Origin of the sequence: Pseudomonas sp. MWU12-2319, from assembly GCF_023242525.1 — a bacterium.
Taxonomy (GTDB): Bacteria; Pseudomonadota; Gammaproteobacteria; order Pseudomonadales; family Pseudomonadaceae; genus Aquipseudomonas; species Aquipseudomonas gingeri_D.
In genome coordinates this window covers 46,308-59,561 of sequence record NZ_JALJES010000003.1, presented here as the reverse complement: position 1 = coordinate 59,561, position 13,254 = coordinate 46,308, and the positions used below count along the sequence as shown (strand labels likewise).

General features: G+C 59.7%; 12 protein-coding genes and 2 tRNA genes. All 14 read left to right on the top strand.

Annotated elements, in window-relative coordinates; genetic code table 11:
- Positions 1 to 95: 95 nt before the first annotated feature.
- A complete protein-coding gene (gene rlmE / locus M5C01_RS05835) occupies positions 96 to 725 on the top strand; it encodes a 23S rRNA (uridine(2552)-2'-O)-methyltransferase RlmE (RefSeq protein ID WP_100939602.1) in 630 nt (209 codons plus the stop codon).
- 203 nt (positions 726 to 928) lie between these two features.
- Positions 929 to 2,839 (top strand): ATP-dependent zinc metalloprotease FtsH, encoded by a 1,911-nt coding sequence (gene ftsH, locus M5C01_RS05830; RefSeq protein ID WP_152737626.1) that lies wholly within the window; start codon positions 929 to 931, stop codon positions 2,837 to 2,839.
- An 8-nt stretch (positions 2,840 to 2,847) separates the two neighbouring features.
- The gene (gene folP / locus M5C01_RS05825) at positions 2,848 to 3,699 is read left to right on the top strand and encodes a dihydropteroate synthase (protein ID WP_152737625.1); all 852 of its coding nucleotides are present in this window, start codon (positions 2,848 to 2,850) and stop codon (positions 3,697 to 3,699) included.
- A gap of 16 nt (positions 3,700 to 3,715) precedes the next feature.
- Positions 3,716 to 5,053 (top strand): phosphoglucosamine mutase, encoded by a 1,338-nt coding sequence (glmM, locus tag M5C01_RS05820; RefSeq protein WP_152737624.1) that lies wholly within the window; start codon positions 3,716 to 3,718, stop codon positions 5,051 to 5,053.
- Between the two features lie 66 nt (positions 5,054 to 5,119).
- On the top strand, positions 5,120 to 5,875 hold the full coding sequence (tpiA, locus tag M5C01_RS05815; RefSeq protein WP_152737623.1) for a triose-phosphate isomerase: 756 nt from the start codon (positions 5,120 to 5,122) through the stop codon (positions 5,873 to 5,875).
- A gap of 4 nt (positions 5,876 to 5,879) precedes the next feature.
- Complete coding sequence (secG, locus tag M5C01_RS05810; RefSeq protein ID WP_100939598.1) at positions 5,880 to 6,260, top strand: preprotein translocase subunit SecG; 381 nt, start codon at positions 5,880 to 5,882, stop codon at positions 6,258 to 6,260.
- A 29-nt stretch (positions 6,261 to 6,289) separates the two neighbouring features.
- A tRNA-Leu gene (locus tag M5C01_RS05805) sits at positions 6,290 to 6,375 on the top strand.
- Positions 6,376 to 6,471: 96 nt separating this feature from the next.
- Positions 6,472 to 6,548 (top strand) — tRNA-Met (locus M5C01_RS05800).
- A gap of 143 nt (positions 6,549 to 6,691) precedes the next feature.
- Positions 6,692 to 7,150 carry a ribosome maturation factor RimP gene (gene rimP / locus M5C01_RS05795; RefSeq protein WP_177102043.1) on the top strand — a complete coding sequence of 153 codons (459 nt, stop codon included), beginning with the start codon at positions 6,692 to 6,694 and terminating at the stop codon, positions 7,148 to 7,150.
- Positions 7,151 to 7,197: 47 nt separating this feature from the next.
- Positions 7,198 to 8,679, top strand: coding sequence for a transcription termination factor NusA (gene nusA, locus M5C01_RS05790; protein ID WP_100939596.1), 1,482 nt, complete (start codon positions 7,198 to 7,200; stop codon positions 8,677 to 8,679).
- Between the two features lie 27 nt (positions 8,680 to 8,706).
- Positions 8,707 to 11,232, top strand: a complete 2,526-nt coding sequence (infB, locus tag M5C01_RS05785) for a translation initiation factor IF-2 (RefSeq protein ID WP_103495486.1) — start codon at positions 8,707 to 8,709, stop codon at positions 11,230 to 11,232.
- A 158-nt stretch (positions 11,233 to 11,390) separates the two neighbouring features.
- Positions 11,391 to 11,807: a 30S ribosome-binding factor RbfA gene (gene rbfA / locus M5C01_RS05780; RefSeq protein WP_100939594.1), complete on the top strand. Its 417-nt coding sequence runs from the start codon at positions 11,391 to 11,393 to the stop codon at positions 11,805 to 11,807.
- A 3-nt stretch (positions 11,808 to 11,810) separates the two neighbouring features.
- On the top strand, positions 11,811 to 12,728 hold the full coding sequence (gene truB, locus M5C01_RS05775; protein ID WP_103495484.1) for a tRNA pseudouridine(55) synthase TruB: 918 nt from the start codon (positions 11,811 to 11,813) through the stop codon (positions 12,726 to 12,728).
- Between the two features lie 143 nt (positions 12,729 to 12,871).
- On the top strand, positions 12,872 to 13,141 hold the full coding sequence (gene rpsO, locus M5C01_RS05770; protein ID WP_002555121.1) for a 30S ribosomal protein S15: 270 nt from the start codon (positions 12,872 to 12,874) through the stop codon (positions 13,139 to 13,141).
- Positions 13,142 to 13,254: the final 113 nt, after the last annotated feature.

Genomic DNA, 13,254 nt, shown 5'->3' with positions numbered 1-13,254 from the left:
TGCGTCTGATCTTGTAAAAAGCGGCGGCCAGTTTACCCGAGCGCGTCCGGGACCGCCCAGTTAATCGCGATTCGACTATTTTTTTGAGGTGGCCCGTGGCCCGTTCCAAGACTAGCCTTAACTGGCTGAAAGAACATTTCAACGATCCATACGTCAAAATGGCGCAAAAAGACGGCTACCGCTCCCGGGCCAGCTACAAATTGCTGGAGATCCAGGAGAAGGACCGGATTATCCGCCCGGGCATGACCGTGATCGACCTCGGCGCGGCGCCGGGTGGCTGGTCCCAGGTGACCAGTCGTCTGATTGGCGGCAAGGGCCGTCTGATCGCGTCCGACATCCTGGACATGGACAGCATCCCCGATGTGACCTTCATCAAGGGCGACTTCACCGAGGACTCCGTCCTGGCTGAAATCCTCGCGGCAGTGGGAAATTCCGAGGTGGACCTTGTGATTTCCGATATGGCCCCCAATATGAGTGGTACACCCGAAGTGGATATGCCGCGTTCGATGTTCCTTTGTGAACTGGCTCTCGATCTCGCCGGACGCGTCCTACGCCCCGGTGGTGATTTTTTGATCAAGGTTTTCCAGGGCGAAGGCTTCGACGAGTACCACAAGAACTTCCGCAAACTGTTTGACAAGGTCCAGACGCGCAAGCCGTCGTCTTCCCGTGATCGGTCCCGCGAGCAGTATCTGCTGGGTCGTGGCTTCCGCGGACGGATCGAGTAAGACGAGGTTCTTGGCCGGGGCGATAGGTTTTTCGTATTTCGCCCCGTGAGAATAAGCGCATATTGTGTAGTGATTGTTTCACAAAGGGTTACAGACGGCGCCTGCAGGATCTGTAGGTAATGTAGTAAGTTATGCCGGTGAATATCATGCGAAGCGCGCGCCAGTAGCGGATCCCGCTTCATGAGGGTAGTTAATTGAACGATATGGCAAAGAATCTGATCCTGTGGTTGATCATCGCGGCTGTCCTGGTGACGGTGATGAACAACTTCTCCAGTCCTAACGAGCCGCAGACCCTCAACTACTCCGACTTCATCCAGCAGGTCAAGGATGGCAAAGTCGAGCGCGTTGCCGTGGACGGCTACGTGATCACCGGCAAGCGCAACGATGGCGACAGCTTCAAGACCATCCGTCCGGCCATCCAGGACAACGGCCTGATCGGCGACCTGGTGGACAACCACGTCGTGGTCGAAGGCAAGCAGCCTGAGCAGCAGAGCATCTGGACCCAATTGCTGGTCGCCAGCTTCCCGATCCTGGTGATCATCGCGGTGTTCATGTTCTTCATGCGCCAGATGCAGGGCGGTGCGGGCGGCAAGGGCGGGCCGATGAGTTTCGGCAAGAGCAAGGCGCGCCTGCTTTCCGAAGACCAGGTGAAAACCACCCTGGCCGACGTCGCCGGTTGCGACGAAGCCAAGGAAGAAGTTGGCGAGCTGGTGGAGTTCCTCCGCGATCCGGGCAAGTTCCAGCGCCTAGGCGGCCGGATTCCTCGCGGCGTGCTGATGGTCGGTCCCCCGGGTACCGGTAAAACCTTGCTGGCCAAGGCGATTGCCGGCGAAGCCAAGGTGCCGTTCTTCACTATTTCCGGTTCCGATTTCGTCGAGATGTTCGTCGGCGTCGGTGCCAGCCGTGTCCGTGACATGTTCGAGCAGGCGAAGAAACACGCGCCGTGCATCATCTTCATCGATGAAATCGATGCGGTCGGTCGTCACCGTGGTGCCGGCATGGGCGGTGGTCATGACGAGCGCGAACAGACCCTCAACCAGTTGCTGGTGGAGATGGACGGTTTCGAGATGAACGACGGCATCATCGTGATTGCCGCCACCAACCGTCCTGACGTACTCGACCCGGCGCTGCTGCGTCCTGGTCGCTTCGACCGCCAGGTCGTGGTCGGCTTGCCGGATATCCGCGGTCGCGAACAGATTCTCAAAGTGCATATGCGCAAAGTGCCAATGGGCGACGACGTCGCGCCGGCTGTGATTGCGCGGGGTACGCCGGGCTTCTCCGGTGCCGACCTGGCCAACCTGGTGAACGAGGCTTCCCTGTTCGCCGCGCGTGCCGGCAAGCGCATCGTCGAGATGAAAGAGTTCGAACTGGCGAAAGACAAGATCATGATGGGCGCCGAGCGCAAATCCATGGTCATGTCCGAGAAGGAAAAACAGAACACCGCGTATCACGAGGCCGGTCACGCCATTGTCGGTCGTGTGGTGCCCGAGCATGATCCGGTCTACAAGGTCTCGATCATCCCGCGCGGTCGTGCGCTGGGTGTGACCATGTTCCTGCCGGAAGAAGATCGCTACAGCCTGTCCAAGCGTGCGCTGATCAGCCAGATCTGCTCGCTGTATGGCGGCCGTATCGCTGAAGAGATGACCCTGGGTTTCGACGGTGTCACCACCGGCGCCTCCAACGACATCATGCGTGCCAGCCAGATTGCCCGGAACATGGTCACCAAGTGGGGCCTGTCCGAGAAACTGGGTCCGCTGATGTACGCCGAGGAAGATCAGGAAGTATTCCTGGGTCGTGGCGGCGGCGGTCAGAACGCCAGCTTCTCCGGCGAAACGGCCAAGCTGATCGATTCGGAAGTGCGCAGCATCATTGACCAGTGCTACGGCACGGCCAAGCAGATCCTGACGGATAACCGCGACAAGCTCGACGCCATGGCGGACGCGCTGATGAAGTACGAAACCATCGATGCCGAGCAGATCGACGACATCATGGCTGGTCGCCCGCCGCGTGAACCACGCGATTGGGAAGGCGGTTCGGGCACCTCGGGTACTCCGCCGGTGGTCCAGAACGAACGACCAGAAACGCCGATCGGCGGCCCCGCGGCTGATCATTAAGGTTTGAAATGACTTCTGTTCAGTCCTCGACCCGGTTGCCTTGCGGCAACCGGGTTCTTGATTTGGCCCGGACGCATGTCATGGGCATCCTCAACGTCACCCCTGATTCCTTTTCCGATGGTGGTCGTTTCAATCACCTCGATGCCGCCTTGCGCCATGCGCAGGCCATGGTCGAGGCGGGGGCGACGCTGATCGATATCGGTGGCGAGTCGACCCGTCCCGGTGCGCCCGTGGTTTCTCCTCTGGAGGAACTGGAGCGTGTCGCGCCGGTGGTCGAGCGTATCCATCGGGAACTGGATGTGATCATCTCGGTCGATACGTCCACGCCGCAGGTCATGCTGGAGAGCGCTCGCTTGGGCGCGGGCCTGATCAATGACGTGCGCTCGTTGCGGCGTGACGGTGCCCTGCAGGCTGCTGCGTCTACCGGCTTGCCGGTCTGTCTGATGCATATGCTCGGCGAGCCGGGCAATATGCAGGACAACCCCCATTACGATGATGTCACGGGCGAGGTGGTGGCTTTTCTCGCCGAGCGCATGGAGCAGTGTGCGGCAGCCGGTATCGCCGCCGAGCGCATTGTGCTCGACCCGGGGTTTGGCTTTGCCAAGACCCTGGCGCATAACCTGAGTCTGTTCAAGCATATGGAAGCCTTGCATGCCCTGAGGCGGCCGCTATTGGTCGGCGTCTCGCGCAAGAGCATGATAGGGCAGGCCCTCGGTCGCCCGGTCGGTGAACGCCTGTACGGCGGCCTGGCCCTGGCGGCATTGGCGATAAGCAAGGGCGCACGGATTCTTCGCGTGCACGATGTCGCCGAAACGGTCGACGTGGTGCGCATGATCGCTGCCGTTGACGCTGCACAATAAGAACGATGGAGTTCTGATGAAGAAAAAATACTTCGGCACCGACGGTATTCGTGGGCGCGTAGGGCAGTACCCGATCACCCCGGACTTCATGCTCAAGCTCGGTTGGGCCGCCGGCATGGCGTTCCGCAAGCTGGGTGCCTGCAAGGTGCTGGTTGGCAAGGACACGCGGATCTCCGGCTATATGTTCGAGTCCGCCCTGGAAGCCGGTCTTTCTGCTGCCGGCGCCGATGTGATGCTGTTGGGGCCGATGCCGACGCCGGCCATCGCCTACCTGACCCGGACCTTTCATGCCGAGGCGGGGATCGTGATCAGCGCGTCGCACAACCCCCATGACGACAACGGCATCAAGTTTTTCTCTGGCGCGGGCACCAAGCTGCCGGATGATGTCGAACTGATGATCGAGGAATTGCTCGATGCGCCGATGACCGTGGTCGAGTCGGAAAAGCTCGGCAAGGTCTCGCGGATCAATGACGCGGCCGGTCGCTATATCGAATTCTGCAAGAGCAGCGTGCCGTCGGGGACCAATCTCGCGGGCCTGAAGATTGTTATCGACTGTGCCCACGGCGCCACCTACAAGGTCGCGCCGAGTGTGTTTCGCGAACTGGGCGCGCAGGTCGTCGCCCTGTCGGCGGCGCCCAACGGTCTGAACATCAACGACAACTGCGGTTCGACCCATATGAAGTCGCTGCAGGCGGCGGTGTTGGCCGAGCAGGCGGACCTGGGCATCGCCTTCGACGGCGACGGCGATCGGGTGCTGATGGTCGATCACACCGGTGCCGTGGTGGATGGTGACGAACTGGTGTTCATCATTGCCCGGGATATGGCCGAGCGCGGCAAGCTGAACGGCGGTGTGGTTGGTACCTTGATGAGCAACCTGGGGCTCGAGCTGGCCTTCAAGGAGCTGGATATCCCGTTCGTGCGCGCCAATGTCGGCGACCGTTATGTGATTGCCGAGTTGCTGGAGCGCAACTGGTTGGTGGGGGGGGAAAACTCCGGGCATATTCTCTGCCTGAATCACACCACTACCGGTGATGCGATCATCGCGGCATTGCAAACCCTGATGGCCCTGCGCCGCCGTGGCGAAGGTCTGGCCCAGGCGCGCCAGGCGCTGCGCAAGTGCCCGCAGGTGCTGGTCAATGTGCGTTTTGCCGGCGGCGTCGACCCGGTCAAGCACCCGAAGGTGATGCAGGCCTGCGAGCAGGTCACCCAGGCCATGAACGGTCGTGGCCGGGTGCTGTTGCGCAAGTCCGGTACCGAGCCGCTGGTGCGGGTAATGGTCGAAGGCGAGGACGAAGCGATGGTCCGTGGTCACGCCGATGCACTGGCAAAACTGGTGACTGAAGTTTGCGCCTGATTTCGGCTTGCCAGTGAGGATGTGGTTGGGTAACATCTGCGCCCACTTTGACCTGCGAGGTACAGCATGCGTCGCCCAATGGTAGCTGGTAACTGGAAGATGCACGGTACCCGCGCCAGCGTCGTCGAGCTGATCAACGGCCTGCGTGACCTGGCCTTGCCGAGCGGTGTCGATGTGGCGGTATTCCCGTCTTGCCTGCATATCAGCCAAGTGGTTGAAGGCTTGGAAGGCAAATCGATTCTGGTGGGTGCGCAGAACTCGGCGGTGGAGCCCCAGCAGGGCGCCTTGACCGGTGAAGTTGCACCGAGTCAGTTGCTCGATGCAGGGTGTTCCCTGGTGCTGGTAGGGCATTCCGAACGTCGCCTGATCATGGGTGAGTCGGATGCGGTCCTCATTCGCAAGTTTGCGGCAGCGCAGGCCTGTGGTTTGATTCCGGTGCTCTGTGTAGGGGAAACCCTGGAGCAGCGTGAGGCCGGCAAGACGCTGGAAGTGGTTTCGCGTCAGCTGGACAGTATTATCGAGGAGCTGGGTGTCGGCGCTTTTGCCAAGGCTGTCATCGCTTACGAACCGGTCTGGGCCATTGGCACCGGGCTGACAGCTTCGCCGCAACAGGCGCAGGATGTGCACGCCGCCATTCGCGCGCAGTTGGCGGCAAAGAATTCTGAGGTCGCACAAGGTGTGCGGCTTCTATACGGCGGCAGCGTGAAGGCGGCCAATGCGGTCGAACTGTTCGGCATGCCGGATATCGATGGGGGGCTCATTGGTGGGGCTTCCCTGAATGCAGATGAGTTCGGTGCGATCTGTCGCGCCGCGGGAAACTGAAAAAATGCTGGAAACAGTCGTAGTCGTTCTTCATCTGTTGGGTGCCCTGGGCGTTGTCGCTCTGGTATTGCTGCAACAGGGTAAAGGTGCGGACGCTGGTGCGTCTTTCGGGGCAGGTGCTTCAAATACTGTGTTCGGAAGCCAAGGTTCCTCTACCTTTCTTAGTAAGTTTACTGCTATACTTGCCGCAGGTTTCTTCATAACCAGCTTGGGGTTAGGTTACTTTGCTAAAGAGAAAGCTCATGAGCTGACTCAAGTAGGTTTGCCAAACCCAGCGGTGTTGGAAGTGCCAAAGCAGAAACCGGCATCTGATGATGTACCGGTGCTCCAGGAACCCAAGTCGGCCTCACCGACTGATGTACCCAAGGCTCCAGAGCAGAAGTAAAATGGGTTTCATGCTGTAAACGTTGTATTGCCGAGGTGGTGGAATTGGTAGACACGCAACCTTGAGGTGGTTGTGCCCATAGGGTGTAGGGGTTCGAGTCCCCTTCTCGGTACCAATTATCAGGAGAGCCCGCTGTTGCGGGCTTTCTTGTAGGTGGAAGGTTACATTGACCCTGCAAGGGATCGGTCGTATACTTCCGCCCCAGCTTTGTCGCGGGGTGGAGCAGTCTGGTAGCTCGTCGGGCTCATAACCCGAAGGTCGTCGGTTCAAATCCGGCCCCCGCAACCAGTTTTAGCGGAGCCCCTTTTCAGGGGCTTTTTGTTGGCTGGGTACTTCATGACGCCGCTGTTCGACGGCGTTTCAGGGATGGGCGATTCGCCCATTTTTTGTTTATTTCTATTGCATGCACAGAGATGCACGAGGGGGTTCAGGTGTCGAGCAAGCTAGAACAGTTGCAGGCCTTGTTGGCCCCGGTGGTCGTGGCCCTTGGCTATGAATGCTGGGGTATTGAGTATTCGGCTCAAGGTCGCCATTCCGTGTTGCGCGTTTATATCGATAAAGAAGGCGGTGTGCTGGTGGACGACTGTGCCATCGTCAGCCGCCAGATCAGTGGTGTCCTGGACGTCGAAGACCCCATCACCAATGAATACACCCTTGAGGTTTCCTCTCCTGGCATGGAACGCCCGCTGTTCACCCTTGAACAGTTTGCCTCGCATGCCGGCGAACAAGTGAAGATAAAGTTGCGCTCGCCGTTCGAAGGTCGACGTAATTTTCAGGGCCTTCTGCGTGGAGTGGAAGAGCAGGACATCGTGGTGCAGGTGGAAGACCATGAGTTCCTGTTGCCGATCGATTTGATCGACAAGGCCAACATTATTCCCAGTTTTGACTGAGACGCGGATCCCGCGGATCCAATGGCTTGCGAAAGGCGAGGCGTACGATGAGCAAAGAAGTATTGCTGGTTGTTGAGTCGGTATCCAACGAAAAGGGTGTACCGGCAAGCGTGATTTTTGAGGCGCTGGAGATTGCTCTGGCGACCGCTACCAAGAAGCGCTTTGAAGACGAAGTTGACCTGCGTGTGGAAATCAACCGCCACACCGGTGCCTATGAGACTTTCCGTCGCTGGACAGTCGTCGAGGAAGCCGATCTTGATGATCCGGCGATCGAGACCTGGCCGAGCAAAGTCGCAGAAACCCACCCAGGCGCCAAGGTTGGCGACGTCGTCGAAGACAAGATCGAGTCCATCGAATTCGGTCGCATCGCCGCTCAGACCGCCAAGCAAGTCATTGTGCAGAAGGTTCGCGAAGCCGAGCGTGCACAGGTCGTCGACGCCTATCGCGAGCGCCTGGGGGAAATCATCTCCGGCACCGTGAAGAAAGTTACCCGTGACAACGTTATCGTTGACCTGGGCAACAACGCCGAAGCGCTGCTGGCCCGCGAAGACATCATTTCCCGCGAGACTTTCCGCGTCGGCGTGCGCGTGCGTGCCCTGCTCAAGGAAATCCGCACCGAGAACCGCGGCCCGCAGTTGATCCTGTCGCGTACCGCGCCGGAAATGCTGATCGAGCTGTTCCGTATCGAAGTGCCGGAAATCGCCGAAGGCCTGATCGAAGTGATGGCCGCGTCCCGTGACCCGGGTTCGCGCGCCAAGATCGCGGTCCGCTCCAAGGACAAACGCATCGACCCGCAAGGCGCGTGCATTGGTATGCGCGGCTCGCGCGTCCAGGCCGTCTCCGGCGAGTTGGGCGGCGAGCGCGTGGACATTGTCCTGTGGGACGACAACCCGGCGCAGTTCGTGATCAACGCCATGTCGCCGGCGGAAGTCGCGGCAATTATCGTTGACGAGGATGCCCACGCGATGGACATCGCCGTCGGCGCAGACAATCTCGCTCAGGCCATCGGTCGCGGTGGTCAGAACGTGCGTCTGGCCAGCCAGTTGACCGGCTGGACCCTGAATGTGATGACCGAATCGGACATCCAGGCTAAGCAGCAAGCAGAGACCGGTGACATTCTGCGCAACTTCATCGACGAGCTGGAAGTCGACGAAGATCTGGCGCAGGTACTGGTTGATGAAGGCTTTACCAGCCTGGAAGAGATTGCCTACGTACCGTTGGAAGAAATGCTCAACATCGATGGCTTTGACGAAGACACCGTCAACGAGCTTCGCGCTCGGGCCAAGGATCGTTTGTTGACTAAAGCCATCGCTACTGAGGAAAAGCTGGCAGACGCCCATCCGGCCGAAGACCTGCTCTCGCTTGAGGGTATGGACAAGGATTTGGCGATGGAACTGGCGGTGCGCGGCGTAATTACCCGCGAAGACCTGGCCGAGCAGTCTATTGACGACCTGCTCGACATCGACGGCATTGACGATGATCGTGCCGGCAAGTTGATCATGGCCGCCCGAGCCCATTGGTTCGAGTAATTAGGCGCGGCCTGAGGAGAGAAGTGCATGACGCAAGTCACGGTGAAACAACTGGCCGATGAGGTCAAAACACCGGTAGAGCGCCTGTTGCAGCAGATGCGTGAGGCAGGTCTGCCACACACCGCCGCCGAGGAACATGTGACCGACAGTGAGAAGCAATCGCTGCTGACTCACCTGAAAAGCAGCCACAAGGCTAAAGTGGAAGAGCCGCGCAAGATTACCTTGCAGCGCAAGACCACCAGCACCCTGCGTGTTGCCGGTAGCAAAAGCATCAGCGTTGAAGTACGCAAGAAGAAAGTCTTCGTACAACGCAGCCCGGAAGAAATCGAAGCCGAGCGCAAGCGCGAGCTGGAAGAACGTCGTGCCGTAGAGAATGCGGCTCGTCAAAAGGCTGAAGAAGAAGCCAAGCGTCGCGCCGAAGAAGAAGCGCGCCGCCAGCCTGCTGCTGCTCCGGGTAACGCTGCGGTGGTCGAAGCCGTTGCCCAGGCACCTGTTGTCGCTGCCGAGCCTGTCCGTGAAGTCGCGGCGGCCGCTCCTGCACCAGCCGTCGAGCGCAAGCGCGAAGAACCGCGTCGCCCGGACAAGCCACGTGCCGACGATAGCAATCGTCGTAGCGGCAGTGGCGATGGCGAACGCAAGAACGCCCCGCACCGTGCTTCGGTCAAGGAAAAGGCGCCGGCGCCACGTGTGGCTCCGCGCACTACCGACGAAGAAAGCGACGGTTTCCGTCGTGGCGGTCGCGGCAAGGCCAAGCTGAAGAAACGCAACGCCCACGGTTTCCAGAGCCCAACCGGCCCTATCGTGCGTGAAGTGAAGATCGGCGAGACCATCACTGTGGGCGATCTCGCCCAGCAGATGTCGGTCAAGGCTGCTGAAATCATCAAGTTCATGTTCAAGCTGGGTACCCCGGCCACCATCAACCAGGTACTGGACCAGGAAACTGCCCAGCTGGTTGCTGAAGAACTGGGCCACAAAGTGACCCTGGTCAGCGACACCGCCCTGGAAGATTCCCTGGCCGAGTCCCTGAAGTTCGAAGGTGAAGCGTTCTCCCGTGCACCGGTCGTGACCGTCATGGGCCACGTTGACCACGGTAAGACCTCGCTGCTCGACTACATCCGTCGTGCCAAGGTAGCGGCCGGCGAAGCCGGTGGTATCACCCAGCACATCGGTGCGTACCACGTTGAAACCGATCGCGGCATGGTCACGTTCCTCGACACCCCGGGCCACGCCGCGTTTACCGCGATGCGTGCCCGTGGTGCCAAGGCCACTGACATCGTGATCCTGGTGGTTGCAGCGGACGACGGCGTAATGCCGCAGACCATTGAAGCTGTCCAGCACGCCAAGGCCGCCGGTGTTCCACTGGTGGTTGCCGTGAACAAGATCGACAAGCCGGGCGCCGATCTCGATCGCATCCGTAGCGAACTGTCGGTTCATGGCGTGACCTCGGAAGAGTGGGGCGGCGACACCCCGTTCGTATCGGTTTCGGCGAAAGTCGGTACCGGCGTGGACGAGTTGCTCGAAGCGGTCCTGCTGCAAGCCGAAGTGCTTGAACTGAAAGCGACTCCGTCGGCTCCTGGCCGTGGCGTCGTGGTTGAATCGCGTCTCGACAAAGGTCGTGGCCCGGTGGCTACCGTTCTGGTTCAAGACGGTACCCTGCGCCAAGGCGACATGGTCCTGGTCGGTTCGAACTATGGCCGTGTACGGGCCATGCTCGACGAGAACGGCAAGCCGATCAAGGAAGCCGGTCCTTCCATCCCGGTCGAGATCCTCGGCCTGGACGGTACCCCGGACGCTGGCGACGAGATGAGCGTGGTTGCCGACGAGAAGAAAGCCCGTGAAGTGGCTCTGTTCCGTCAAGGCAAGTTCCGCGAAGTCAAACTGGCCCGTGCACACGCCGGCAAGCTTGAGAACATCTTCGAGAACATGGGCCAGGAAGAGAAGAAGACGCTTAACATCGTCCTCAAATCCGACGTCCGTGGTTCGCTGGAAGCGTTGAACGGCGCCTTGAACGGCCTGGGTAACGACGAAGTGCAAGTGCGTGTTGTCGGTGGCGGTGTCGGTGGTATCACCGAGTCCGACGCCAACCTGGCACTGGCCTCCAACGCTGTACTGTTCGGCTTCAACGTGCGTGCCGATGCTGGCGCACGGAAGATCGTCGAGCAGGAAGGTCTGGATATGCGTTACTACAACGTGATCTACGACATCATCGAAGACGTCAAGAAAGCCCTCACCGGTATGCTGGGCAGCGATGTTCGCGAGAACATCCTGGGTACCGCTGAAGTGCGTGACGTGTTCCGCTCGCCGAAGTTTGGCGCGATCGCCGGTTGTATGGTGATCGAGGGTGTTGTTCACCGTAACCGTCCAATCCGTGTACTGCGTGAAGACATCGTTATCTTCGAAGGCGAGCTGGAATCCCTGCGCCGCTTCAAGGATGACGCTTCCGAAGTGCGTGCCGGCATGGAATGCGGTATCGGCGTGAAGAGCTACAACGACGTCAAGGTCGGTGACAAGATCGAAGTCTACGAGAAGGTCCAGGTTGCTCGCAGCCTCTGACTCGCGCACTTCAAGGGCCACGCCGAGCCGTCGCATTGAAATGCGCGGCACGGTGGCAGGACTCTAAACGCAACGCCCGGTCCGGCTTCTGCCAGGCCGGGCGTTTGCCGCTTTCAGACCCGCGGGTTTCACCGCAGGGCAGCTACAGGTAACAAGACATGGCAAAAGAATACAGCCGTACCCAACGTATCGGCGACCAGATGCAGCGTGAGCTCGCGCAACTGATCCGTCGTGAAGTCAAAGACCCGCGCGTCGGCCTGGTCACCATTACCGCCGTCGACGTCAGCCGTGACGTCGGCCACGCGAAGATCTTCATCACCGTGATGGGCCAGGACAACCCGGAAGACATCGCCCAGAGCATCAAGGTGCTCAACGCGGCGGCGGGTTTCCTGCGCATGCAACTGGCTCGCGAGATGAAGCTGCGCAGCGTGCCGCAGTTGCACTTCCACTACGACGAAAGCGTCGTGCGTGGTGCCCACCTGTCGGCGCTGATCGAGCGCGCCGTGGCCGAAGACAATCAACATGTCGACGGCGCGGCTCCAGAAGACACCCTTCCAGAAGACGGTCGGGAGTAATCGGTGGCTCAGGTCAAGCGTATCCGTCGTAATGTCAGCGGCATCATTCTGCTGGACAAGCCGTTGGGGTTCACTTCCAACGCTGCCTTGCAGAAGGTCCGCTGGTTGCTCAACGCCGAGAAGGCCGGCCATACCGGCAGCCTCGATCCGTTGGCCACCGGCGTGCTGCCGTTGTGCTTCGGCGAAGCCACCAAGTTCTCGCAGTACCTGCTCGATTCCGACAAGGGTTACGAAACCCTCGCGCAACTGGGCAAGACCACCACCACCGCGGACGCCGAAGGCGAGGTTTTGCAGACGCGCCCGGTGACCGTTGGTCGTGCCGATATCGAAGCGGTGTTGCCGGAATTTCGCGGTCAAATCAGTCAGATACCGCCGATGTACTCGGCGCTCAAGCGGGACGGGCAGCCGTTGTACAAGCTCGCCCGTGCCGGTGAAGTAGTGGAGCGCGAACCGCGTTCTGTTACTATTGCGCGCTTGGAATTGCTCGCCTGCGAAGGCGATACTGCGCGGCTGGCGGTGGACTGCAGCAAGGGCACCTATATTCGTACCCTGGTGGAGGATATCGGTGAGAAGCTCGGTTGTGGCGCGTACGTGGCTGAATTGCGACGGACCCAGGCCGGCCCTTTCACCCTGGCCCAGACCGTCACGCTGGAAGAGCTCGAGGCGGTGCATGCCGAAGGTGGCAACGAAGCGGTTGATCGCTTCCTCATGCCTTCGGACAGCGGTCTGCTAGACTGGCCGCTGCTGCACTTTTCCGAGCACAGTGCGTTCTATTGGCTCAACGGCCAACCGGTACGTGCCCCGGACGCGCCGAAGTTCGGCATGGTGCGGGTACAGGATCATAACGGTCGCTTTATCGGTATCGGTGAAGTGAGCGAAGACGGGCGCATCGCGCCGCGTCGGCTGATTCGGTCAGAATGACCGGAAACCAGCCTGTGTCAAAGCAGGCTGGAGAGGGTGGCTGTCAACAGGCACGGTCACTACTCATTTATAGATACAGGGATTTGTCCCTGGCCTGTTGAAACTGTTTTTTTGAAACAGTTTCTTGATAAAAGGATTGCCTCATGGCTCTCAGCGTTGAAGAAAAAGCTCAAATCGTTACCGACTACCAGCAAGCCGTTGGTGATACTGGTTCGCCAGAAGTGCAAGTTGCACTGCTGACCGCCAACATCAACAAACTGCAAGGTCACTTCAAGGCCAACGGTAAAGACCACCACTCCCGTCGTGGTCTGATCCGCATGGTTAACCAGCGTCGTAAGCTGCTGGACTACCTGAAAGGCAAGGACGTGAGCCGTTACAGCGCTCTGATCGGTCGCCTGGGTCTGCGTCGCTAATCAGCGATTGCGCTATGAGGTTGGTTGTTTGCTGTGCGTCAGCGGGTTTCCCGCCGGCGCATGGCAAGCTTCCAGCCTCAAGTTTTATCTGAGCACCTGCTTTACCCGAAGAC